At 33.7% G+C, this 25,685-nt stretch carries 26 protein-coding genes; 23 read left to right on the plus strand and 3 right to left on the minus strand.

Annotated elements, in window-relative coordinates; translation table 11 throughout:
- Window position 1 precedes the first annotated feature (1 nt).
- The 3 genes from LQ677_RS05960 (at window position 2) to LQ677_RS05970 (ending at window position 2,248) form a co-directional block, all read left to right on the plus strand.
- Window positions 2-859 (plus strand): ROK family protein, encoded by an 858-nt coding sequence (locus tag LQ677_RS05960; RefSeq protein WP_235906921.1) that lies wholly within the window; start codon window positions 2-4, stop codon window positions 857-859.
- Window positions 860-935: 76 nt separating this feature from the next.
- Complete coding sequence (locus LQ677_RS05965) at window positions 936-1,487, plus strand: biotin transporter BioY (protein WP_196307854.1); 552 nt, start codon at window positions 936-938, stop codon at window positions 1,485-1,487.
- 14 nt (window positions 1,488-1,501) lie between these two features.
- Window positions 1,502-2,248, plus strand: a complete 747-nt coding sequence (locus tag LQ677_RS05970) for a GNAT family N-acetyltransferase (protein ID WP_037589052.1) — start codon at window positions 1,502-1,504, stop codon at window positions 2,246-2,248.
- A gap of 45 nt (window positions 2,249-2,293) precedes the next feature.
- Here the strand turns inward: LQ677_RS05970 and fdhD are convergent, their stop codons facing one another.
- Window positions 2,294-3,088, minus strand: coding sequence for a formate dehydrogenase accessory sulfurtransferase FdhD (gene fdhD, locus LQ677_RS05975; RefSeq protein ID WP_159315458.1), 795 nt, complete (start codon window positions 3,086-3,088; stop codon window positions 2,294-2,296).
- Window positions 3,089-3,222: 134 nt separating this feature from the next.
- On the opposite strand from fdhD, the gene LQ677_RS05980 reads away from it, so the two are divergent.
- The 14 genes from LQ677_RS05980 to LQ677_RS06045 all read left to right on the plus strand — a co-directional run bounded on the left by LQ677_RS05980 (window position 3,223) and on the right by LQ677_RS06045 (window position 19,635).
- Window positions 3,223-5,583, plus strand: a complete 2,361-nt coding sequence (locus tag LQ677_RS05980; protein WP_232158351.1) for an FdhF/YdeP family oxidoreductase — start codon at window positions 3,223-3,225, stop codon at window positions 5,581-5,583.
- Between the two features lie 161 nt (window positions 5,584-5,744).
- Window positions 5,745-6,512, plus strand: a complete 768-nt coding sequence (gene modA, locus LQ677_RS05985; protein WP_239748170.1) for a molybdate ABC transporter substrate-binding protein — start codon at window positions 5,745-5,747, stop codon at window positions 6,510-6,512.
- A gap of 11 nt (window positions 6,513-6,523) precedes the next feature.
- Entirely contained in the window at window positions 6,524-7,192 is a 669-nt protein-coding gene (modB, locus tag LQ677_RS05990; protein WP_037589047.1) for a molybdate ABC transporter permease subunit, read from the plus strand.
- Between the two features lie 6 nt (window positions 7,193-7,198).
- A complete protein-coding gene (locus LQ677_RS05995; RefSeq protein WP_037589046.1) occupies window positions 7,199-7,798 on the plus strand; it encodes an ATP-binding cassette domain-containing protein in 600 nt (199 codons plus the stop codon).
- 201 nt (window positions 7,799-7,999) lie between these two features.
- A complete protein-coding gene (locus LQ677_RS06000) occupies window positions 8,000-11,671 on the plus strand; it encodes a nitrate reductase subunit alpha (protein ID WP_191836499.1) in 3,672 nt (1,223 codons plus the stop codon).
- Window positions 11,661-13,217: a nitrate reductase subunit beta gene (narH, locus tag LQ677_RS06005; protein ID WP_025906825.1), complete on the plus strand. Its 1,557-nt coding sequence runs from the start codon at window positions 11,661-11,663 to the stop codon at window positions 13,215-13,217. The genes LQ677_RS06000 and narH overlap by 11 nt, the downstream gene beginning before the upstream one ends.
- Entirely contained in the window at window positions 13,210-13,785 is a 576-nt protein-coding gene (narJ, locus tag LQ677_RS06010; RefSeq protein WP_191836498.1) for a nitrate reductase molybdenum cofactor assembly chaperone, read from the plus strand. The genes narH and narJ overlap by 8 nt, the downstream gene beginning before the upstream one ends.
- Window positions 13,778-14,458, plus strand: a complete 681-nt coding sequence (gene narI / locus LQ677_RS06015) for a respiratory nitrate reductase subunit gamma (protein WP_025906823.1) — start codon at window positions 13,778-13,780, stop codon at window positions 14,456-14,458. The genes narJ and narI overlap by 8 nt, the downstream gene beginning before the upstream one ends.
- Window positions 14,459-14,488: 30 nt before the next feature.
- Complete coding sequence (gene nreA / locus LQ677_RS06020; RefSeq protein ID WP_126477756.1) at window positions 14,489-14,932, plus strand: nitrate respiration regulation accessory nitrate sensor NreA; 444 nt, start codon at window positions 14,489-14,491, stop codon at window positions 14,930-14,932.
- A complete protein-coding gene (locus tag LQ677_RS06025) occupies window positions 14,929-15,963 on the plus strand; it encodes a sensor histidine kinase (RefSeq protein WP_025906821.1) in 1,035 nt (344 codons plus the stop codon). Before nreA ends, LQ677_RS06025 begins: the two co-directional genes overlap by 4 nt.
- Before the next feature lie 16 nt (window positions 15,964-15,979).
- A complete protein-coding gene (gene nreC, locus LQ677_RS06030) occupies window positions 15,980-16,633 on the plus strand; it encodes a nitrate respiration regulation response regulator NreC (protein ID WP_025906820.1) in 654 nt (217 codons plus the stop codon).
- 205 nt (window positions 16,634-16,838) lie between these two features.
- Window positions 16,839-17,999 (plus strand): nitrate/nitrite transporter, encoded by a 1,161-nt coding sequence (locus LQ677_RS06035; RefSeq protein WP_191836496.1) that lies wholly within the window; start codon window positions 16,839-16,841, stop codon window positions 17,997-17,999.
- A gap of 122 nt (window positions 18,000-18,121) precedes the next feature.
- Window positions 18,122-19,123 (plus strand): ThiF family adenylyltransferase, encoded by a 1,002-nt coding sequence (locus tag LQ677_RS06040; protein ID WP_025906818.1) that lies wholly within the window; start codon window positions 18,122-18,124, stop codon window positions 19,121-19,123.
- Between the two features lie 11 nt (window positions 19,124-19,134).
- On the plus strand, window positions 19,135-19,635 hold the full coding sequence (locus LQ677_RS06045) for a MogA/MoaB family molybdenum cofactor biosynthesis protein (protein ID WP_239748171.1): 501 nt from the start codon (window positions 19,135-19,137) through the stop codon (window positions 19,633-19,635).
- Here the strand turns inward: LQ677_RS06045 and moaC are convergent, their stop codons facing one another.
- Complete coding sequence (gene moaC / locus LQ677_RS06050) at window positions 19,636-20,115, minus strand: cyclic pyranopterin monophosphate synthase MoaC (RefSeq protein WP_191836494.1); 480 nt, start codon at window positions 20,113-20,115, stop codon at window positions 19,636-19,638.
- Window positions 20,116-20,182: 67 nt separating this feature from the next.
- On the opposite strand from moaC, the gene LQ677_RS06055 reads away from it, so the two are divergent.
- Genes LQ677_RS06055 through moaA form a run of 6 tightly spaced genes read left to right on the plus strand, consistent with a single transcriptional unit; the run spans window position 20,183 to window position 24,237 of the window.
- Window positions 20,183-21,442 carry a molybdopterin molybdotransferase MoeA gene (locus LQ677_RS06055; protein ID WP_191836493.1) on the plus strand — a complete coding sequence of 420 codons (1,260 nt, stop codon included), beginning with the start codon at window positions 20,183-20,185 and terminating at the stop codon, window positions 21,440-21,442.
- Window positions 21,439-21,897, plus strand: a complete 459-nt coding sequence (gene mobB / locus LQ677_RS06060) for a molybdopterin-guanine dinucleotide biosynthesis protein B (protein ID WP_126477758.1) — start codon at window positions 21,439-21,441, stop codon at window positions 21,895-21,897. The genes LQ677_RS06055 and mobB overlap by 4 nt, the downstream gene beginning before the upstream one ends.
- Window positions 21,898-21,905: 8 nt before the next feature.
- Window positions 21,906-22,355, plus strand: a complete 450-nt coding sequence (locus tag LQ677_RS06065; RefSeq protein WP_126477759.1) for a molybdenum cofactor biosynthesis protein MoaE — start codon at window positions 21,906-21,908, stop codon at window positions 22,353-22,355.
- Window positions 22,355-22,588: a molybdopterin converting factor subunit 1 gene (gene moaD / locus LQ677_RS06070; RefSeq protein ID WP_048541098.1), complete on the plus strand. Its 234-nt coding sequence runs from the start codon at window positions 22,355-22,357 to the stop codon at window positions 22,586-22,588. The genes LQ677_RS06065 and moaD overlap by 1 nt, the downstream gene beginning before the upstream one ends.
- 7 nt (window positions 22,589-22,595) lie before the next feature.
- Window positions 22,596-23,186 carry a molybdenum cofactor guanylyltransferase MobA gene (gene mobA, locus LQ677_RS06075; protein WP_048541095.1) on the plus strand — a complete coding sequence of 197 codons (591 nt, stop codon included), beginning with the start codon at window positions 22,596-22,598 and terminating at the stop codon, window positions 23,184-23,186.
- 28 nt (window positions 23,187-23,214) lie between these two features.
- Window positions 23,215-24,237: a GTP 3',8-cyclase MoaA gene (gene moaA / locus LQ677_RS06080; protein ID WP_191836492.1), complete on the plus strand. Its 1,023-nt coding sequence runs from the start codon at window positions 23,215-23,217 to the stop codon at window positions 24,235-24,237.
- 378 nt (window positions 24,238-24,615) lie between these two features.
- On the opposite strand, the gene LQ677_RS06085 is transcribed toward moaA, so the two are convergent.
- The gene (locus LQ677_RS06085) at window positions 24,616-25,656 is read right to left on the minus strand and encodes an SDR family oxidoreductase (RefSeq protein WP_191836491.1); all 1,041 of its coding nucleotides are present in this window, start codon (window positions 25,654-25,656) and stop codon (window positions 24,616-24,618) included.
- Window positions 25,657-25,685 lie beyond the last annotated feature (29 nt).

A 25,685-nucleotide genomic window follows, 5' to 3' on the forward strand; every position in this document is an offset into this window, starting at 1 on the left:
TATTATGAAAATTGCAATTGATATAGGTGGTACATTTATTAAAGCTGGTGCAATTGATGACCACCACACAATACATAGTTATCAAAAAATTGAAACACCACATAATAAAGATGGGGGTATTGTTGAAGCAGTTAAGGGAATCGTAGAATCATATACAAAAGAATTTAACTTAAATAAACCAGAAGTCGGAATTTCTACTGCAGGTGTTGTTGATTCACATAAAGGTGAAATTACATATGCTGGCCCTACGATACCATATTATAATGGTACAAATTTTAAACAATCATTAGCACATATTGCTGGTAAAGTAGCGGTTAATAATGATGTATCATGCGCGTTACTTGGTGAATTGTTAACGTTTGATAGAGCAGTTCAATCGATATTTTTAATGACAATTGGTACGGGTATAGGTGGCGCATATTATGAAAATCAATTACTAGAAGGTAAAAAGTATAGAGCATGTGAAATAGGCTATTTATTATATGACAAAGAAACGGATACAACATATGAAGATAGAGGCTCAACGACAGCTTTAAAAAAATTAATCAGTGCCAATTACAATGAAGAGGTTCAAGTCGAGAAATTATTTGATTTGGCGTATCAAAATGATGAAAAAGCTCAAGACATCCTTAATCAATGGGCTAAACACGTAGCAGAAGGTATTGCGCAAGTTCAAATTATGTTTGATCCAGAAATAATACTGATTGGCGGAGGTATTTCTAAACAAGAAGAAAGACTACTTTCATTGATTGAACCATTTATCGATGATTATTTACCAACTGATTATGGTCATGCCAAAATTGAAGTCACTTCAAAAGGAAATGATTCAGCTTTATATGGTGCTATTTCATGTTTATAAAATAATTGTTAACCTGTAATTTACATTGGTTAACAATGTGGTATAATATCGTTATCTTATATTAGGAGTGAAGAATTTGAAAACTAAAGATATCGTTATTATAGCAATGTTTACTGCTTTTATTTCAGTATTAGCATTTATACCACCAATTCCATTACCGTTTATGCCGGTACCAATCGTTCTACAAAATATTGGTATCATATTAGCGGGATGTTTATTAGGATATAAAAGAGGTACATTAAGTGTAATTATCTTCTTATTACTTGTTGCAACAGGACTGCCATTATTATCAGGTGGTAGAGGTGGACTAGGTGTATTCTTTGGTCCATCTGCTGGTTACTTATTCGGCTACCCAGTTGTTGCATTTTTAATTGGATTCTTTATAGATAGAAAGTGGAAAGATCTCTCGTTTACATATGCGTTAACAATTAATATTGTCATTGGGGTTCTACTACTCAATTTAATTGGCGGATTTGTGATGGGTGAATTTATGAATATTTCAATCGCTAAAAGATACATATTAGCAGCAACGTTTTTACCAGGTGATATTGTTAAAGCAATATTAGCAACTATGTTATTATTTAGTTTGAAGAACGTACCCGAAATAAAACGATTAAGAAATACTTAATGAGGTGAATAACGATGGTTTCATTTAAAGATATAGAAACAGATGGAAAGGTTTTGACTGAAACAAATAGGTATATACATTACCAAACATTGGATAAACGTATTCAGTATGATTCTAACAAAATTGTATATAAAGAAATGCCAGACATAGATACGTTTAAAGCAGATGAAGCAATGTTAAAAGAAATCCATGAAAAAAATAATCAGCCTTTTCTTAAATTTGTCTTTCCTGAAAATGAAACAATCGATATTGAATTAAGAGAATATTTAAAATTTCAAGGTTATGAAACAGGTTGGTTAGAATTATATATCAATGCTGAGAAGAACTTTGAAAGTGATGCCAATCAAGACATTGAAGTTGTTCTAACGAATGAGGATAACATTGTTGATTTTTTGAACGTATCATATGAACAAGATGAAGCATATGGCAAAGATTATGCAGAGCTTAAAGTTGAATTAAATAAAAAACAATTACATAGTGATAATCCGATTCAAGTATTATCTTATTATAAAGGTAAGCCTGCAGGTATGTTGCTTATATGGATGAATGAGAAGTATGTAGAATTAGATAGCTTTGGTGTTCGAGAAATATATAGAAGGTTAGGTATAGGAACGAAAATGCAAGCCTTCGTAGCAGAAATCGCTAAAGATAAACCAATAATTCTTGTAGCTGATGGTGAAGATACAGCTAAAGATATGTATAAAAGACAAGGTTATATTTATAGTGGATTTCAATTTGAAACATTAAAAGAATACAAATAAAAACAGGTTGAGGCAGCAATGATGTCTCAACCTGTTTATTTATTGTTAGGATTGGTTTTGTATTCTATTAGCGTGGCTATATACATTAAAGCTGCCATCTCTTATAAATCCAACGGCTGTTATATTTAAATCATGTGCTAATCCAATTGCTAAGTTAGTTGGTGCTGATTTAGACAAGATGATGCCAACACCAATTTTAGATGCTTTGATTAATATTTCCGAGGAAATTCTTCCACTAAAGATGAGTACTTTATTTCTGATTGGAATGTCATGTTCTATACAATAACCATATAATTTATCTAATGCGTTATGTCTACCTATATCGGATCGATGTAAATAGAAGTCATCTCCATCACTTATGGCAGCATTATGCAAACCACCCGTTTCTTTGAAAATCTTACTTTCTTCATGTAGTTTATCCATCATAGTTATAATTTGTTGAGGCGTAATGTTTAATTTAGATTGTGACACTTTAGCTGTTACGGCATCGTTATTAAAATAGAACGCTCTACTTTTACCACAACACGACGAAATCATGCGTTGTGTATTCTTTTTGAAATTGACATCAATCTCTTTCGTGAGTTCTACATGCGCAAAACCTTTAGAATCGTCTATTGAAATAGATTTAATTTCAGATTTCTTCTTTATAACTCCTTCAGAAGCAATAAATCCGAGCACGAGTTCTTCTAAATCTTTAGGTGAACAAACGATTGTTGCAAACTCTTCTCCGTTTATAATAATCGTAATAGGAAATTCTGTTACGTAGCTATCCGTTGTCTCAATAAATTGACCGTTTTGGTATTTTAATATTGGCAGATTGTAAGTCATATTTTGCTTCATAATAATTCCCCATTTAAATAATTGTTTAATAGGTTTATTTTACTTTGTAACCTACTAATAATAAAGTGAAAGCACTTTCAAAATATATTGTGATTTCATATAATAAATATAAGTGAAATCATGGAGGGGTAAAAATGGGTAAGACTAAACATCAAGGTCCTATGAAGAAAGATTTAAAGCCGGCACCAGAATTTTGGGTGAGTCCAATACCTTTTGGACTAGGTAAAGTAAAGCCTAAACATATAAGAGATACAATGAAAATAGTTTGGGATAATAAAGATAATTTAAATTACGCTAAAAATATTATCACTAAAGGTGTCTGTGACGGTTGTGCATTAGGTGTATCTGGATTAAGCGATCAAACTTTAACCGGTCCTCACATGTGTACAACACGATTTAATGTTTTAAGACTCAATACAATGCCAGAAATTAAACCAGAAATTTTACATCAAGATATAGATGAATTGAGAAAATATAATAGCACAGAATTAAGACAATTAGGTCGTATTCCTTATCCAATGATGAGACGAAAAGGCGATCGTAAGTTTATACGTATTTCTTGGGAAGAAGCGATGCAAACAATAGCACAAAAAATGAAATCATTGAATCCGAGAAATTATGCTTTTTATTTAACTTCAAGAGGTATTACGAATGAATCATATTATGTTGCAAGTAAAGTCGCGAGATATTTAGGTGCTAACAATATCGACAATGCTTCTAGAATATGTCATTCACCTAGTAAAACGGCGATGAAACGTTCAGTAGGTGTTGGAGCTTCAACCGCGAATTACCAAGACTGGATAGGTACGGACGTATTACTGTTTTGGGGAAGTGTAGCTTCTAATGCTTCGCCAGTTTCAACTAAATATATGCTTGAAGCAAAGAAAAAAGGAACAAAAATCATCGTTATCAATCCATATAAAGAACCAGCAATGGATAAATATTGGATTCCATCTGTAGCAGAATCAGCATTATTTGGTACAAATGTTGCAGACGAATTCTACCAAGTCAATATTGGTGGTGACATTGCATTTATGCATGGTATTATGAAACACTGGTTTGAAATGGAAGAACAAGCATACGGTTCTGCAATTAACCATAAGTTTGTTGAGGAACATGTTACAAACTATGAAGAACTTAAAGAAACAGTCGAGAAGCAGTCATGGGAAGAGATTGAACAATCAAGTGGTATTTCTAAAGATCAAATTTACAAATTAGCGCTTGAACTTGCCAATGCTCAAAATGCTGTATTTGCCTGGGCACTAGGATTAACGATGCATGAGTTTGCGACGGATAATATATCACAAGTATGTAATTTAGCTTTATTAAGAGGATTCTTAGGTAGAAAACATAGCGGTCTAATGCCGTTTAGAGGACATTCTAGTGTGCAAGGTACTGGAGAAATGGGCTGTGATCCATTTGTATTACCAGGCGGTGCTTTTGATGGAGAAAATAAAAAGCGTATTGAGAAGTTATGGGGATTTGATATCGCGGATTGGCAAGGTGATACGGTCGGTGTAACGTTAGAAAATATAATGTTACCTGATGATCATGAACGTAAAATTAAATGTTATTACATGTCCGGTGGGAATTTCCTAGAAACAATGCCTGACCCAACATTTATACAAAAAGCTTTAGAAAATCTAGAACTTAGAGTACATCAAGATATTATTTTAAATACGTCAACTTTAGTTGATGCGAAAGAAACGGTTATTGTTTTACCTGCGAAGACACGATATGAGCAAGATGGTGGTGGCACGTCTACTTCGACAGAACGCATGGTTTACTACTCACCAGTAATTGAAGGGAATCAAAATAGAATAAAAGAAGCAAGATCAGAGTGGCAAATATATATTGATTTAGCTAAACGTGTTAAACCTGAACAAGCACATTTAATTGATTTTAAAGATGGTCAGTCTATTAGAGAAGAGATTGCTAAAGCAAATCCAGATTATGATGGTATCCAACATTTAAAAAATCAAGGAGATGTCTTCCAGTGGGGTGGCGCTTGGTTATGTGAAGATGGTATTTGTCCAACTGAAGATGGCAAAGGTCATTTAATCAGTGTAGACATTCCAGACTTAAACAGACAACCTGATGATTTCATGTTAACGACAAGAAGAGGTAAACAATTTAACTCAATGGTATATGGTGATTATGAATCCTTTAACCATGGTGGAAGATATGATGTATTAATGAATAAAGAAGATGCTGATAGGTTAAGCATCGCTGAAGGTGAAGGAGTTGTATTACATAATGGATTCGGCGTATTCCAAGGTGTCGCAAAATATGTAGATATATTAAAAGGGAACATTGAAGTCTATTTCCCTGAAGGCAACTACTTATTACCTAGAGGTAGATATGAGAAATACGCTAAGATTCCTGATTACAACATAACAGTCAAAGTAGAAAAAGCGGACAGATTTAACGCTAAAAAAGATAGAGACTATTATGAAAAACCGATTAAAGATTTAGAAGAAATACCGATGCAATAATAGGTAGGGAGTAGCCTCAAATAAATAAGGATATTCCCTATAATTACAAATTTCACTATACTTTAAGGATAATTTGTGAAAAAATGTACTTGAGCCTTACAATAGTATAAATAAAGGTGTAAATTAAGTTTGTACATATCTAAAAAGGAAGGAAAGAAGTCATGAAAAGATTTTTAACATTAGTCTTTGCTTTGTTACTTGTATTAGCTGGTTGTAGCACAGAATCTAACCAAGATAAAGCTAAAAAAGAAACTGAAAGCAAGACGTTAACAGTATCAGCAGCAGCAAGTTTGACAGATGTTTCTAAAGCTCTAGAAAAAGAATTTAAGAAGAAGCATCCGAATACGAATATTAAATTCAATTACGGTGGTTCAGGTAGTTTACGTAAACAAGTAGAAGCTGGCGCAGATGTAGACGTATTAATGTCTGCTAACACTTCTGATGTTGATAAATTACAAGATAGTAAAAAAGTTAAAGAAGTTTATGATTACGCTAAAAATAAATTAATTATCATTAAATACGAAAACTCTAGCATCAAAAATATTAAAGATGTTAGTGCACCAAACAAAGTCGCAATTGGTGAAGAAAAAAGTGTACCAGCAGGTCGTTACGCTGTAGAATATTTGAAAAAAGAAGATTTATATAACGGCATGACAAGTACATTTGTTTTCGCTAAAGATGTAAAACAAGTATTAAACTATGTTCAAAAAGAAAATGCAGAAGCAGGATTTGTATACGCAACAGATATGTATAAAGGTAAAGATAAAAAAGTCGATAACGTTGTTAAATTAGCGGATGCACCTTTAGATCATCCAATTACTTATAGAGCTGGTCTTGTTACTGACAAGAAAGAAGCTAAAGAATGGTTTGAATTCTTAAAATCAAAAGAAGCTAAAGAAATTCTTAAAGAATATCACTTTGATGGATAGGAGATAAAGCTATGCCAGACTTAACACCACTATGGATATCAATTAAAGTAACAATTATCAGTACAATCATTGTGTGTATCCTAGGTATTATTCTGGCAAAGTTGATGCTCAATTATAAAGGTAAATTAAAGCCTGTAGTTGAAAGCATCATTATGCTTCCAATCGTATTACCACCGACAGTTATGGGTTTTATACTCCTTATTGTCTTCGGTAAGAATAAGTTTTTCGGTCAATTTTTATCTGATGTATTGCATATCAATGTGATTTTTACGTGGGTAGGTGCAGTAATAGCAGCGATTATTGTAAGTTTGCCGCTAATGTATCAACATGTAATGAATGGATTTCAATCTATTAATCCAAAGATGCTTAACTCAGCAAGAACGATGGGTGCTAGTGAAGGGAAAATTTTTAGAACGATTATTTTACCGTTATCTAAACGTTCCATTTTCTCGGGTGTTGTGATGAGTTTTGCTAGAGGGTTAGGAGAATTTGGAGCAACGCTTATGATTGCTGGCTATATTCCTGGTTTAACGAACACATTGCCATTAGAAATTTATTTCTTAGTGCAAGCTGGTGAGGAACACAAAGCATGGTTATGGGTTATTGTACTGATCGCATTTGCAGTTTGTGTGATTAGCTCACTTAATATATTAAATCAAAAGAATCATAAATGGGAGTAGATATGGATGATTGATATATCAATTAAAAAGTTAATTAAAGACAGAACGATATCATTAAATATCCAAGCTGACACTCCGAAAATTTATGCGATAGTTGGTCGATCAGGTATAGGTAAATCCACATTATTAAATATTATTGCAGGTCTTACTGAAGCGGAAACTTGCAGAATAGAAATTAATCAAAAAGTGCTCAGTGATCAAAAGCATGTGATTAAAGTGCAAGATAGAAATATTGGCTATCTGTTTCAAGATTATCAACTTTTTCCGCATAAGACAGTTCATGAAAATATTCATTACATGATTGAGCCTAATAAAGAGACAGAGCAATTGATTAAACATTTACGTATAGAAAATTGTTTAAATCAATATCCATCTACGTTATCTGGTGGAGAGTCACAAAGAGTTGCATTATGTAGAGTATTAAGTGTCAAACCTAACTTATTACTTTTAGATGAACCATTTTCAAGTTTAGATGATGAAACAAAAGATGAAGGTATGGCGTTAGTAAAGTCCATTTTCAAGACTTGGCAAATACCGATTATACTTGTGTCTCATTCTAAAAAAGAAGTTCAAATTTTAGCAGATGAAGTTATCGAAATTAGTTAACAGTTCATTGTAAGGTGAAAAATAAATAATATGTTCGAAGCCTCAAACAAAGTTAAACACTTTGTTTGAGGCTTTTTTGCGCAAATAAAAGAATGTAGGGAATTCGTCATGTTGTATAGGTAATCCCCTAATACATAAACATTGTGAAAAAAATTACAATTGATATAGATAATTAAGGGCAAATAATAGGAGGTTCTAACTATGTCTAAGTTAGGTTTGAAATTCTTTAAGCCAACCGAAAAATTTAATGGGAATTGGTCTATATTAGAAGAAAAAAGTAGAGAATGGGAGAAAATGTACAGAGAAAGATGGAGTCACGATAAAGTTGTCAGAACGACTCATGGTGTGAACTGTACAGGTTCTTGTTCATGGAAAGTATTCGTGAAAAATGGTGTGATTACATGGGAAAATCAACAAATTGATTATCCTTCTTGTGGACCTGATATGCCTGAGTTTGAACCTAGAGGATGTCCGCGTGGTGCTTCATTTTCATGGTATGAATATAGTCCATTACGTGTGAAATTCCCTTATGTTAGAGGTAAGTTATGGAAACTTTGGAAAGCTGCATTAAGTGAATATGAAGATCCTGTTGTCGCTTGGGCATCCATTGTTGAAGATGAGCAGAAAGCTGAAATTTATAAAAGTGCGCGCGGTAAAGGTGGACATGTTCGCGTCAATTGGAGAGATGTTACACAACTCATCGCAGCACAAATTATATATACTGTGAAAAAATATGGTCCAGATAGAATTGCTGGATTTACACCTATACCGGCTATGTCCATGATTAGCTATGCTTCAGGTGCGCGTTTTATATCGTTATTAGGTGGGGAAATGCTTAGTTTTTATGATTGGTATGCTGACTTACCACCCGCTTCACCACAAATCTGGGGTGAACAAACGGATGTTCCTGAATCAAGTGATTGGTATAACGCCGGTTATATTATTATGTGGGGATCAAATGTACCTTTAACACGTACACCAGATGCGCATTTTATGACAGAAGTTAGATACAAAGGTACTAAAGTCGTATCTGTCGCACCAGACTATGCTGAAAATGTAAAATTTGCTGATAACTGGTTAGCACCAAATCCTGGTACAGATGCAGCATTAGCACAAGCTATGACGCATGTCATTCTTCAAGAATATTATGAAGATAAACAAGAAGAGATGTTTATCAACTATGCTAAACAATACACGGATATGCCTTTTATTATACAACTTGATAAACATGGAGAAGGCTATAAAGCAGGTCGTTTCTTAAGATCTAGTGATTTAGGTATGGAAACAGAACATGCAGAATGGAAACCAGTTGTTTACGATCAAAATAGTGAACAATTTGTCATACCTAATGGAACGATGGGACAAAGATATGAAGAAGGCGTTAAATGGAACTTAAATTTAGTAGGTGAAGATGGTAAAGAAATAGATCCAGCTTTATCTTTTAAAGACCATGAATCAAAAGTGATGACAATTCAATTTCCGTATTTTGATAATGATGGTAATGGTATTTTTGAAAGACCTATTATCGTTAAAGAAATCGAAAATAAAGACGGAGAAACAATTTATATCGCGACAATATACGACTTAATGACAAGTCAATATGGTGTTAGAAGATTAAATCATCCACTAGAAGCAACTAGTTATGAAGATGAAAATTCTATGTATTCGCCTAAATGGCAAGAAAAAGTAACAGGTGTTAAATCTTCAATAGTGACGCAAGTGGCAAGAGAATTAGCGCAAAATGCAGTTGATACAAATGGTCGCTCAATGATTATTATGGGGGCAGGTATCAATCACTGGTTTAACTCTGATACGATCTATCGCTCTATATTAAACCTTGTTATATTATGCGGATGCCAAGGTGTAAATGGTGGCGGATGGGCGCATTACGTTGGTCAAGAAAAATGTCGTCCAATAGAAGGTTGGTCAACAATTGCTTTTGCGAAGGATTGGCAAGGACCACCTAGACTTCAAAATGCTACAAGTTGGTTCTATTTTGCAACGGATCAATGGAAATATGAAGAGTCTGGTGTTGATAAATTACAGTCACCATTATCAAATGAATTGAAACATCAACATCCAGCTGATTATAACGTATTAGCTGCTCGATTAGGATGGCTACCATCTTATCCGCAATTTGATTGTAATAGCTTATTGTTTGGAGAAGAAGCGAAAGATGCAGGAGATGACTCAAATGAAGCGATTCTTAAAAGGGCAGTTGAATCTGTAAAATCTAAAAAGACTAAATTTGCTATAGAAGATCCAGATGCAAAGAAAAATCATCCAAAAACATTGTTCGTATGGCGTTCAAATTTAATCTCTAGTTCTGCAAAAGGACAAGAGTACTTTATGAAACATTTATTAGGTACTAAATCAGGTCTATTAGCAAATCCTAATGAAACAGATAAACCAGAAGAAATTGTTTGGCGAGAAGAAACAACCGGCAAATTAGATTTATTAGTTGCGCTAGATTTTAGAATGACAGCAACACCATTGTATGCAGATGTCGTATTACCAGCAGCAACATGGTATGAAAAACATGATATATCTTCTACTGATATGCATCCATTCATACATCCGTTTAACCCTGCAGTTGACCCATTATGGGAATCAAAATCAGACTGGGATATTTATAAAACGTTAGCAAAATCTGTTTCTGATTTAGCGAAGACACATATGAAAGGCACATTTAAAGATGTTGTAACAACGCCTTTAGCACATGATTCTAAACAAGAAATTTCAACACCTTACGGAATTGTTAAAGATTGGTCTAAAGGTGAAATTGATGCAATACCTGGTAAAACGATGCCTGGTTTCGCAGTTGTAGAAAGGGATTATACAGCTATATACGACAAATATGTATCAGTTGGACCATTATTAGAAAAAGGTAAAGTCGGTGCTCATGGGGTAAGTTTCTCAGTTAAAGAGCAATACGATGAATTAAAGATTATGTTAGATACGTGGGAAGATGACACTGTTAAAAATGGTCTCCCTAGAATGGATACAGCACGTAAAGTAGCAGATGTCATATTGAATGTTTCGTCAGCTTCAAATGGTAAAGTCTCACAAAAATCTTACGATGATTTAGAAGAACAAACAGGTATGACATTGAAAGATATTTCTAGTGAACGTGCATCAGAAAAAATAACGTTCCAAAATATAACAGCACAACCGAGAGAAGTTATACCGACAGCAGTATTCCCTGGTTCAAATAAATTAGGCAGAAGATATTCGCCATTTACGACAAATATCGAACGTCTTGTACCTTTTAGAACGTTAACAGGTAGACAAAGTTATTATATTGATCATGAAGTATTCTTACAGTTTGGTGAGAACTTACCTATCTATAAACCAACATTGCCGCCAATGGTATTTGGTACGAAAGATAAAAACATAAAAGGGGGCGTTGATACATTAGTCTTACGATATTTAACGCCGCATGGTAAGTGGAATATTCATTCAACATATCAAGATAATTTGCATATGTTGACGTTATTTAGAGGTGGTCCAACTGTTTGGATTGCGAAAGAAGACGCAATGGCGAATGACATTAAAGATAATGATTGGTTAGAAGTATATAACAGAAATGGTGTTGTTACAGCAAGAGCGGTTGTATCGCATAGAATGCCTAGAGGTACGATGTTTATGTATCATGCACAGGATAAACATATTGAGACACCTGGATCAGAAATTACAGATACTCGTGGTGGTTCACATAATGCACCTACACGTATTCACTTGAAGCCTACGCAATTAGTAGGCGGTTATGCACAAATAAGTTATGGCTTTAATTACTATGGGCCAATTGGGAACCAAAGAGATGTATATGTTGCCATCAGAAAAATGAAGGAGGTAGATTGGCTTGAAGATTAAAGCGCAAGTAGCTATGGTTATGAATTTAGATAAATGTATAGGATGCCATACATGTAGTGTCACATGTAAAAGTACATGGACAAATAGACCAGGCGCTGAATATATATGGTTTAATAATGTCGAAACGAAACCTGGTATCGGTTATCCGAAACGTTGGGAAGACCAAGAAACTTATAAAGGTGGTTGGGTACTCAACAAAAAAGGAAAATTAGAATTAAAATCAGGTAGTAAACTATCTAAAATTGCATTAGGTAAGATTTTCTATAATCCTGATATGCCAGAAATGAAAGATTATTATGAACCTTGGACATATAATTATAAACATTTAACAACAGCTAAAGAAGGAAACCATTCTCCAGTAGCAAAAGCTGAATCTGTTATTTCAGGTAGAAAATTAGATATCAAATGGGGACCAAACTGGGAAGATGATTTAGCGGGTGCTCATGTAACTGGACCCACTGATCCAAACATTCAAAAAATCGAAGAAGAAATTAAATTTAACTTCGACCAAACATTTATGATGTATTTACCAAGATTGTGTGAACATTGCTTAAACCCAAGCTGTGTTGCATCATGTCCATCTGGTGCAATGTATAAAAGGGATGAAGATGGTATTGTACTTGTCGACCAAGATGCATGTCGTGGTTGGAGATATTGTATGACAGGTTGTCCTTATAAGAAAGTATATTTCAACTGGAAAACAAACAAAGCAGAAAAATGTACATTCTGTTTTCCTAGAGTTGAAGCAGGTTTACCTACAGTATGTTCTGAAACATGTACAGGTCGTATGAGATATTTAGGTGTATTACTTTATGATGCAGACAAAGTTCAAGAAGCAGCTTCTGCAGAAAATGAAAAAGACTTATATCAAAAACAACTTGATCTATTTTTAGATCCATTTGATGAAGACATTATTCAACAAGCTGAAAAAGATGGTATTTCACATGATTGGATTGAAGCGGCACAAAATTCACCAGTATATAAATTGGCAATAGAATATAAATTAGCATTTCCTTTACACCCTGAATATCGAACATTGCCAATGGTATGGTATTGTCCACCATTAAGTCCGATTATGAATTACTTTGAAGGTAAAGATTCTATTAGAAATCCAGATATGATTTTCCCAGCAATAGAAGAAATGAGATTACCTGTTCAATATTTAGCAAATATGCTAACAGCAGGTGATACGAAGACAGTTAAAGAAGCATTGCAAAAAATGGCGATGATGCGTAGTTATATGAGAGCTAAATCAAGTGGTAAAGACTTTGATATTTCAAGACTTGAACGCGTAGGACTTACGGAAAGACAAACGAAATCGATGTATAGATTACTCGCGATTGCTAAACATGAAGATCGTTTTGTTGTACCGACATCCCATAAAGAAGGTTACATGGATACTTACAGAGCACAAGGTAGCCAAGGATATGGTGGCGAAATGTTTGGCTCAAATTGTGATGGTTGTGGTGTTCAAGGATTATCAGAGCAAAAATCCGGACAAGAAATATATAATGAGAACTTCTATGGAGGGATTTTCCGTGATTAATTTAGATGCATTATATCAACTTAAAGAAAGCTTTGGGTTTTTTAGTAACCAGTTAACTTATCCAGAAAAGCTCGATTTTCATCCTAAAGCATTTGATAAAGCTTTTGATACCAATCATCCGGCTTATCGTGACATTAAGCAATATTGGGAAAATATGCATGATATATCTTTAGATGATATTCAAGAAGTATATACAAGAACGTTTGATTTTGAAAAAAAGACGACGTTATATATGACGTACAATAAACTAACGGAACAAAAAGAACGTGGTCAAATGCTAGCAAGATTAAAAGTACTTTATGAAATGTTCGGGCTAGAAATGCCTCAAAATGAACTGTCAGATTTTTTACCACTTATGCTTGAATTCTTATATGTTGCAGAGTGGAGAGGTGACGATCGTGCACAAGAAAGTTTAACGCTAGTTGTGATGGTCATTGAAGATGGGACATATGGATTGCTTCAAGCTTTAGGTAAACAAAACAGTCCGTATTTTCATCTGATTAAAGCAATTAGAGAAACGTTAAAATCATGTGTAGTAGAGCAAGAGAAGGTGATCAACGGTGATTAATCAATTTATATGGGTTATCTATCCTTATTTATGTATCGCTATTTTTATTATTGGTCATTTATTCAGATTTAAATATGATCAATTTTCATGGACAGCAAAGTCTAGTGAGTTTATTGAGAAGAAACAATTGATGTGGGGAAGTATTTTATTTCACTTAGGTATTATTCCAGTTATATTTGGACATATAGTTGGTTTAGGCATACCTGCAGAATGGTTAAGTAGTGTCGGCGTTAATGATCATTTATATCATATCGGTGCAGTTTATATTGGAAGTATTTTCGGTATTGTGACATTAATCGGTATGGTTCTGTTAACAGCTAGAAGAATTACGAAACAAAATGTAAGAAGGCTAAGTTCAGCTTCGGACATTATAGTAAATATATTATTGTTAGTGATCGTATTGATGGGGTGTATTTCAACGTTATGGACGAACGCGACAACACCAGACTTTGATTATAGACAAACAATTTCTGTTTGGTTTAGAGGTTTATTAATCTTTAAACCGGATGTTGCTTTAATGAATGACGTACCTTTAACATTTAAGACGCATATTATTTTAGGATTTTTAATTACAAGTTTATGGCCATTTACGAGATTGGTACATGTTTGGAGTGTGCCACTTAATTACTTCAGTAGAAGTTACATTATTTACAGAAAACATAAAACGAATTAAACTATAAGTAAAAAAGTCGAGGTGTTTAAAATGTCTAATGATTTTAATTTTCAGGAACATTTGGATCTTATTCGTAGTACTTATGGTGTTGATTTTGTCGGATTAGCTATGACTTCTGAAGACGCTGCTCACTTTCATATTAAGTGGCAATATGTATCTGGAAATTTAAATCATAGATATCAAAACATTGTTTTAAGAAGCGGAAGAGGGATAGCAGGGATTGTGATTAAAAGTGGTAAACCTATTGAAATTCGTGATTTGAAAGAAAGTCCTTATCATGATCAACCCTTTAACTATCCGATTGTTCAAAGTGAACAATTAACATCATTACTTGCAATTCCATTATGGAAAAAGTATCGAGTATGTGGTGTGCTCTTGCTTGGACAACGTGATGAAAAACAATTTCCTGAAATAGATATAAATGATTTTAATCGCTTTGGACCATTTTATGGAAAGGATATGATGAATGCATGAGTTCAGAAGATGCTTCAATATTAATGGATATATTAAAACAATACTATGAAAAAACGAGTGAAATGATTGTGTTTTTAAATAGTAAAGGACAGGTAATTAATATGAATGAAGCTGCCCGAAGAGTAATCTCTGAAGACAATCAATCATCATTGACACATGCCATTTGTAGTAGATGTGAAGGTTATTCAAATGAATATGCCTTACAATCATGTAGAGACTGCTTTTTAGAGTCTTCAAAAATTGGCAACACTAGTTTTCAAGTGTTTATGCAGACAAATAGTGGGACTGTTGAACCTTTTACAGCGACTTATCAAACGATTAGTCAAGAAGACGATGTTAAAGTGTATACATTACAAAATGTATCGCCACAAATTGAAAGACAACAGAAATTACATCAACAAACGATGATCCAAAAAACAATATCCGCACAAGAAAACGAGCGTAAAAGAATTTCTAGAGAGTTACACGATGGTGTTGTTCAAGAATTGCTTAATGTCAGTGTTGAACTTAGATTATTGAAATATCAGAATGATATTGACGAATTGAAGCAGCAGTCTCAACATATTGAAACGTTAATGTCTCGATTAATCGATGATATTAGAAACTTATCTTTAGAACTAAGACCTTCATCATTAGATGACCTTGGATTAGACGCAGCATTTAAGTCATATTTTAAACAGCTTGAGAAAAATTTCGGTTTCCATGTTCACTATCATTATGATTCGTCTATTAAACGTTTTAATACGGAGATTGAAACGGTCGTATATAGAATTGTACAAGAAGCGGTGTTTAATGCATTGAAGTATGCTAATGTGGATAGTGTTGATGTTCATATGTCTTGTGATGGCAATGAAATAGAAGTTGAAATTGCTGACCAAGGGAATGGATTTGTATTAGGTAGTCAGCCAAAAGGTTCAGGACTTGGTATATATGGTATGAAAGAACGTGCTGAAATTGTTGGCGGTAAAATCAATATCGAAAGTAAACTTAAAAAAGGTACAAATATTAAATTGAATGTACCAATAGCATAAATGGTGGGTGGTATATATGAAAATCGTAATAGCAGATGATCATGCAGTGGTGAGAACAGGCTTTTCAATGATTTTGAATTATCAAGAAGACATGGAAGTTGTTGCGACAGCTGCAGATGGTATAGAAGCATATCAAATGGTTGCAAAACATTCACCAGATGTATTGATCATGGATTTAAGTATGCCACCTGGTGAATCAGGATTAATCGCAACTGGTAAAATAGCAGAAGACTTTAAGCAAACTAAAATATTAATATTAACGATGTTTGATGATGAAGAATATTTATTTCATGTATTAAGAAGTGGTGCTAAAGGATATATTTTAAAAAATGCACCAGATGAAGAGTTAATACATGCTGTAAGAACGATATATAGAGGCGATATGTATATTGATTCTAAAGTTACAAGTTCACTCGTAAATGAACTCTTTAATCATCAAGATAACAATGAGCAAAGTACTTCTGATCCATTTAAAATATTGTCTCAAAGAGAACTAGAAATCTTACCTTTAATCGCAAAGGGCTATGGTAATAAAGAAATTGCGGAGAAATTATTTGTTTCTGTCAAAACGATTGAAGCACATAAAGCGCGAATTATGGATAAACTCGGTTTAAAATCGCGTCCAGAATTAGTTGAATATGCTATGAAGAAAAAATTATTAGATTTCTAAAATGAAACTGACCTGATAAATTGCGGCTTAAAAACCTTAGTTTATCAGGTCTTTTTATGTTTTTTATTGGATTAATTTTTATAAATGAATATAGGGATTTTCCATGTTTCAATAAGGGGATATCCTTATGTGCACTTTTTCACAAATAACCTACAATAATATTGGAAAGATTATACATAAAGATTAATTTCGAAGGGTGAAAAACATGAGAAACAACTTAGGAAAAGTTCAACTACCACTTCAAACCTTTAGTTTAATGGCAGGATTTATGGTTTGGAGTATACTGGCACCTTTAATGCCTTATATTACACAAGATATAAGTGTAGAAGAAGGTCAGAAAGCTATTATTTTAGCAATACCCGTTATTTTAGGATCGATTTTAAGAATACCAATTGGCTACTATACGAACTTATTAGGTTCTAGACTTGTATTTTTAGTGAGTTTTATTATTTTATTATTTCCAGTATTTTATTTAAGCCAAGCACATTCAACTACAGGATTGATGATTGCAGGATTCTTTATAGGTCTCGGTGGTGCAATCTTTTCAGTAGGTGTTACTTCTATTCCTAAATATTTTCCAAAAGAAAAGCATGGTTTTGCGAATGGTATTTATGGAATGGGTAATTTAGGGACAGCTGTATCATCATTTTTAGCGCCTCCAATAGCAGGCATTATCGGATGGCAACATACTGTACAACTTTATTTAATCGTATTACTTATCTTCGCAGTATTAATGTTTATCTTTGGAGATAAAGAAGAACCTAAAGTAAAAATTCCAATGATTTCACAAACGAAGCAAGTCATCAATAACTATAAACTTTACTATTTTAGTTTCTGGTATTTTATTACGTTTGGTGCATTTGTTGCATTTGGTTTATTCTTGCCGAACTTTTTAGTGAGTCATTTTGAAATTGATAAAGTAGATGCTGGTATTAGAACAGGTATCTTTATTGCAATCGCAACATTACTTAGACCAATTGGTGGTATGTTAGGAGATAAATTTAATGCTTTAAACGTATTGAAAATATTCTTTATCGGCTTAATAGCGGGCGCAATCGTCCTTTCAATATCACATCATCTCATCTTGTTTACAATTGGATGTTTGACGGTAAGTGTTTGTGCAGGTATTGGTAATGGACTTGTATTTAAACTTGTGCCGACATACTTCACAAAAGAAGCAGGTGTTGTAAACGGAATCGTATCTATGATGGGTGGTCTCGGCGGATTCTTCCCACCATTAATGATAACGTTAGTAACGAGTTTGACTGGTTCAAATCATTTAGCATTCTTTATGCTTGCTATATTTGGTGTGCTTGCACTCATTACAATGATGCATATGACTAAAATAGAAAGAAAGCATGTTTAGTTGTTTGTCTTAAAAAATTAAAAAGGCTGAGGCAATGTTTTGCCTCAGCCTTACAATTAATTGAGGATAAAAGCGTTTAACTCTATAATAGAGTTAAAGAGATTCGTGAAAGGTTGATATAAATGAACGAACGTTATTCTCGTCAAATTTTATTCGATAAAATTGGAGAACAAGGTCAAGAAAGAATTGAACAAGCGAGTGTCACTATTGTAGGCATGGGTGCACTTGGTACACATGTTGCTGAACAGTTGACTAGGTCGGGTATAAAGAGACTCAATATTATTGATCGAGATTATGTTGAATCGTCAAACTTACAAAGACAAACATTATTTATAGAGAATGATATTAAAGAAATGCTACCTAAAGTTGTAGCAGCAGAAAGACATTTAAAGAAAATTCGTGAAGACATTACAATAAAATCTTATATTGCGCAATGTGATGCAAAGTTATTACATGAAGTTGCGCGTTACTCAAACATTATTATTGATGCGACAGATAATTTTAATACAAGACAAATTATTAATGATTTTGCGTACAAGATGAATATTCCGTGGATATATGGCGCATGCTTAGAATCTACATATGTTCAAGCGACTTTTGTGCCTAAAGAAACACCTTGCTTCAACTGTGTATTACCACAATTGCCAGTGATTAATAGAACTTGTGATACAGTAGGCGTGATAAATCCGGCAGTAACAATGGCAGCAAGTTTACAAGTTGCAGATGCACTTAAAATATTGGCTGGTTATTCATTTACACCTAAAATTACGTACGGTGACGTTTGGTTCGGTGAACATCAATCATTTGGATTTGAACAAATGAAACGAGACGATTGTGAGACTTGTGGAGCAGAACCAACTTATTCCAAATTATCAAATTCAGACAAACAACTAACTGAATTATGTGGCCGTCATACTGTTCAATATATAAACGAGAAACTTAATCGACCAGCTATTGAAAAGTTTGTTGCTCAAAATGGATTATTGCATCGTTCTAATGCGTATATGATTCAGTATTTATACGATGACCATCGTGTCGTAGCATTTAATAATGGTAGGTTATTAATTCATGATTTGGATTCTGTAGAAGAAGGCAGACAGTTTGTTGAGAATATGTTTGGATAGGAGTTAAATCGATGAGTGTAGTTAATAGAATAGATCGTCTTATAAATGTGGCAGTTTTAACCGTAAGTGATACGAGAACGAAAGAAACAGATAAAGGTGGACAACTTGTTCAACAATATTTGAAAGATCTCAATGTTGAAATTAAAGAAGGGCATTATCAAATTGTTAAAGATGATGTCAACGAAATTCAAACGCAAGTGAATGAGTGGTTAAGTAAAGATGTTGACGCCATTATTACAACTGGCGGTACAGGTATTAGTCAAAGAGATGTGACAATTGAGGCGATTAAACCTTTACTAGATAAAGAAATAGAAGGATTCGGTGAGATATTTAGATATTTAAGTTATACAGAAGATGTAGGTACTAGAGCGATACTTTCTAGAGCAATTGCAGGTACAGTCGGGCATCAAGTTATTATTTCAATACCGGGTTCTACAGGTGCAGTTAAATTAGCAATGGAAAAGCTCATAACTAAAGAATTGAATCATTTAGTACATGAGCTTAATAAATAACTATTGGCGTTTGAAGTCGCCATTTTTGCCACCAGTCTTATAAGATAAATATGTTTCACCTATAACCATGCCTTTATCAACGGCTTTACACATATCATATATTGTTAAAGCTGTAACACTTGCAGCAGTTAAAGCTTCCATTTCTACACCCGTTTGACCTTTCGTCTTAACGGTTGCTGAAATATTTATTGTGCATGGTTCATCTTTATCCCATTCATAAGAGATATCGATGCCTGTTAATTGAAGTGGGTGACACATAGGTATCAATTGGCTTGTATTCTTAGCAGCCATAATGCCAGCAATTTGTGCTGTACCAAGTACATCGCCTTTTTTATTTGTTGCATTTTTTATTTGATCATAGATTGTTTGATTTACTTTAATACTTGAGTTTGCAATTGCGATACGTGTGCTTGTTTCTTTATCTGAGACATCGACCATTTTTGCATGGCCTTGCTCATTAAAATGTGTAAATTCAGACAAAATCATCATCCTTTCTAAAGATATTATAACATGTAAGTTTAAATAAATTGATAGGGAGTGTAGACAATTGACAGTTGAAATGAGAACACCTATACCAGTGAAGGAAGCAATTGAACGTGTTATTAAAGTAGTAAAGCAGTTAGAGACAGAAACAGTATCAATAAATGAAAGTTTAAACTATATACTTGCTGAAGATATTAAAGCAACTTACGATATTCCTCGATTTGATAAATCACCTTATGATGGATTTGCAATTAAAAGTGCTGATTCTAAAGGGGCATCAGGAGATAATAGAATATCATTTAAAGTTGTAGATCATATCGGTGCTGGAACAGCTTCAAGCGTGACTTTAAATAGTGGAGAAGCGGTACGTATTATGACTGGCGCACCTATACCAGAAGGTGCAGATGCAGTTGTAATGTTTGAACAAACAGTAGAAACAGAAACAGGATTTACCATTCGTAAACCATTTACGGAAGGCGAAAATGTCGCGTTTCAAGGAGAAGAATGTAAAGAAAATGAATACGTCTTACTTAAAGGTCAACGTATTAACAGTGGTGTTATTGCAGTGTTGGCAACATTTGGCTACGAAACTGTTAAAGTATCCAAAAAGCCAACCGTTGCCGTCATCGCAACAGGTAGCGAGTTAGTAGGACCAAATGATCCATTAGAAACAGGTAAGATTAGAAATTCAAATGGTCCAATGATTGAATCGTTATGTAAAGAAGTTGATATCGAAGCTACTACATATAACATTCAAGAAGATAACTTACAAGGGTGCATTGATATTGTTGAAAAAGCAATGTCTGAACATGATATCGTGATTACAACAGGTGGGGTATCAGTTGGAGACTTTGACTATTTACCGAAAGTGTATGATGCAATTGGTGCAACAGTACTGTTTAATAAAGTGCAAATGAGACCGGGTAGCGTAACAACGGTTGCTTACAAAGGTGAGAAGATGTTGTTTGGTTTATCAGGCAATCCATCAGCTTGTTACTCAGGATTTCATTTATTTACTAAGCCAACCATTCAAAAAATGATGTCTGCAGATGCTATATACCCGGTCATTATAGATGCGAAGTTGAATGAAGACTTTAAAAAAGCCAACCCATTTACGAGATTTATAAGAGGTAAATTATCATTCACTTCACAAGGTGTTTATGCTGAGCCTTCAGGATTTAATAAATCAAATGCGGTTGTCGCAATTGCTAAAAGTAATGGTATGATTATTTTACCTGGTGGAACAAGAGGCTACCAAAAAGATGATGATGTGAAAGTTCTATTAACGGATCATCAGTCATATGAAAGTAAATTAACACTATGAAGATATTACAAATAGTTGGTTATAAAAATAGTGGTAAAACAACATTAATAAATGAATTAATTAAAGAATGTCGCAGTCAGCAATTAACAGTATCTACAATTAAACATCATGGGCATGGTGCAGACGAAATTTCTTTAAATCATAAAGAAGTAGACAGTTTAACGTTTATTAATAGCGGTGCTAAAGAAAGTATCGTGTTGGGTAAACAATTAATAGAGAGAGTAACGTATGAAGAGAAGTCGTTGCAGCAAATAATAGATGAAGATTTGTCTGTTGAGCCTGATGTGCTATTAATTGAAGGATTTAAGCATGATCATTTTCCAAAAGTACTTTTGACGAAGCAGTCTGAAGATTTAGCACAAACATTACAAAATATTGTATATCAGTTTGATGCGTTTAATCTTGAAGAAAAGAAAGACTTTATAGTTTGGTTTGAAAATTGGTTGAAAAAGTAGGTGTAGAAGTGAAACAATTTGAAATCGTCAATGATCCAATAAATCCTGAACAATACAGAAACTGGACACTCAATGAAAAGCAAGGTGCAGTTGTTGTCTTTACAGGCCATGTGAGAGAATGGACAAAAGGCATTAAAACAGAGTACTTAGCTTATGAGGCATACATCCCAATGGCAGAGAAGAAATTAGCTCAAATAGGTGATGAAATTAAAGAAAAATGGCCAGGTACAATAGTTGCAATTGCACATAGAATTGGTGAATTACAAATTTCAGATATAGCTGTTGTTATCAGTGTATCTTCACCGCATAGAAAAGATGCTTATAAAGCGAATGAATATGCGATTGAGAGGATTAAAGAAATCGTACCAATCTGGAAAAAAGAAATATGGGAAGATGGGGAAGAATGGCAAGGCAGTCAAAAACAATACCATTCTTCTATTCAAATGGAGGGTGAATAATGAAAGTATTGTATTTTGCTCATTTAAAAGAAATAATAAACATAAATGAAGAGCAAATAACTCTTAACCAAGACTACTCTGTGTTAAACTTTAAGCAATATTTAGTTGAGAAGCATCCAGAGTTAAAGGATGAAACTTTTCAAGTTGCTGTAAATGAGGAATTTGTGCAAGATTCAAGTGTTATAACAGACCAAGATGTTGTTGCATTGATTCCACCAGTTAGTGGAGGGTAAAGAGAAAATGATAGCAATAGTTCTAGCTGGCGGTAAGTCCAGTAGATTCGGTTCACCAAAAGCGTTAGCGACAATTAATGGAGAAGTTTTTTATGAAAAAATCATTCAAACTTTAAATCAAACGAATTTATTTGAAAAAGTTGTGATTAGTACGAGTGAAGAATTGAAAGATTCATTCAATCACCATGATGTTGTCGTAGATTTATCAAAGTACAAAAATAATGGTCCTTTAGGTGGGATTTATAGCGTGATGCAAAAACATGATTCGGAATGTTATTTTGTGATTGCTTGCGATACACCTAAAATTACCGAAAAAGCGATTAGTCATTTATATCAATTTTTTATTTCGCGTGTAATGGAAGAACAGCTAGACATTGCTGGATACGAAGCAAATGGTAAAAAAATGCCGACGTTAGCATTTTATAGTCATCGTGTTGAAGCGGACATTAAAGAAGCGTTAGACCATGAAGCTTTTAGAATGAAAGAAATATATGAAAAGAAACCTTCACAATGGTTAGATGTATCAAATGTGAAAGATTCAACTAATTGGTACCAAAATATAAATTACATTGAAGATTTAGAAAAAGCCGAGTCTTAACGATTGTATAGGTAGAGGGGGCGTTACGATGCATCAACCTATCAAAGATAAATTAGGAAGACCAATTAGAGATTTAAGAATATCCGTTACCGACCGATGTAATTTTCGTTGTGATTACTGTATGCCTAAAGAAATTTTTGGGGATGATTACGTCTTCTTACCTAAAGAAGAATTATTGAGTTTTGAAGAAATTACGAGATTATCGAAGTTATACAGCTCACTTGGTGTAAAGAAAATTAGAATTACAGGCGGAGAGCCACTTCTAAGACGAAATCTATATGAGCTTGTAGAAGCCTTGAACAAGATAGAAGGTATCGAAGACATCGGACTAACAACAAATGGTATGTTGTTAAAAAAACATGGATTGAATTTATACAATGCAGGACTACGAAGAGTGAATGTAAGTATAGATGCAATGGATGATGAATTATTTAAATCGATTAATAATCGTCAAATATCCGCTTCTCATATACTCGATCAAATAGATTATGCAGTAAGCATAGGTTTAAAAGTTAAAGTGAATGTCGTAATCCAAAAAGGGGTGAACGACCAAGAAATACTACCACTTGTTGAGCATTTTAAAGAGAAAAACATTATCGTAAGATTTATAGAATTTATGGATGTAGGTAATGATAACGGGTGGAATTTTGATAAAGTCGTCACTAAGAAAGAAATGTTAAATATCATTTCTTCAGCCTATGATGTAGAACCAGTGGACGCCAATTATTTTGGAGAAGTTGCAACATACTATCGCCATAAAGATAACGGCGCACAATTTGGTTTGATCACGAGTGTGTCAGCATCATTTTGTTCATCATGTACACGAGCAAGAATTTCATCTGACGGTAAATTTTATGGCTGTTTATTTGCTGAAAAAAATGGCTATGATATAAAATCAGAGCTAAGAAGCGGCAAGACAGACGAAGAATTATTAAGCACATTAAAGTATTTATGGAATATAAGAGATGACAGATACTCAGATGAACGAACAGCAGCTACAGTAGCAAGACGAAAGAAAAATAAAATTAATATGAACTATATAGGTGGTTAGATTAGAAGTTAGGGACAGAATTCAGAGAAATGTCTCTAAGAGATGTCGTTAGGGACAGAATTCTGAGAAGTGTCCGTAAGAGGTGCTGTTAGGGACAGAATTCTGAGAAATGTCCGTAAGAAGTGTCGTTAGGGACAGAATTCCGAGAAGTGTCCGTAAATGAGCGCCCATCTAATTACCACAATTCAGAATAATGGAAGTTACAGCGTTCTAATTACCACAATTCGGAATAATGATAGTTACAGCGTTCTAATTACCACAATTCAGAATAATGGAAGTTAGCTGATTCTAATTACCACAATTCGGAATAATGGAAGTTAGCACATTCTAATATAACTAAAACAAGCTAGGATATTCTCATTATCCTAGCTTGTTTTACTATTTCATAAAATATTTTCCGATAATCATATCTAACGTTTCATTTGAAAGTACGAGTGTTTGTTCGTTAGCTTTTTTGAGCATTTCTTCCGTATTCTCATCATTAAATTTGATAGATTTAGAGAAGTAAGGTGCGAATACATCTATAAAACTATTCAGCACTCTTTCTTCATCTGTTATTGTGTTTATTTCACTCATTGGTGCAACTTCTAATTGATGGAAGTCTAAGTGTTTCTTAATTGTCTCAAATATAAAGTCATTTGATGGTGGGTTCTGATTGGTTGCGTGATAAATCTTATGATTTTCTGCATAATCACATGCTACTGTGAGTACTTGTACAACATAATCAACGGGTACGAAATTTGACGTATGACTTGCATCTCCAAATAGTCTATATATTGAATGATCTTTCTTTTTTTCTACACGTCTTTTGAAGACTTTTAATGCTTTCATAAAGCCGTACAGCGTAAAGTTTGAATCAGCTTCTCCTGTTACGGAATCACCTATTATGATTGCTGGACGAATAATTGAAGTTTCCATTGTTTTTCTTTGCATCACGATATGTTCAGCTTTAATTTTAGTCGCTTCATAAGGATTATTTGTAGGCGAATCGATTGAATGAAGTACTTCATTACCGAGTTCTTGTTCACCAACCGTATAGGCTGTTGAAACATATAAAAAATGCTTTGTTTGTATTTGTTCTGCTAAGTCCAAAGCATGTTGTGTACCGATATAATTGATTTGATAAAGATCATCTGCAAGTTCGAAATTAAATTTGACGAGTGCAGCTAAATGATAAAATTTATCTATTTGAGGTATCGTTTCAATATCACTTTCAGACACGCCACATAATGTTTCTGTAATGTCTCCATTAATAAAGTGAATTCTTGAATGATACGATGGTTTTAATTTTTTGAGCAATTGATCTTTCTTCTGCTCACTCCTGTATAATACATAAAATTGCTTTTGTGCATCTTTTGCAAGTGATTGTATTAACTCTGCACCTACAAATCCCGTAGCACCTGTTAAAAAAATGTTCATGTTTCCACTCCGATTCTAAGTTTCTGACT

This window comes from Mammaliicoccus sp. Q-M61 (assembly GCF_022386055.1).
Lineage (GTDB): Bacteria > Bacillota > Bacilli > Staphylococcales > Staphylococcaceae > Mammaliicoccus > Mammaliicoccus sciuri_A.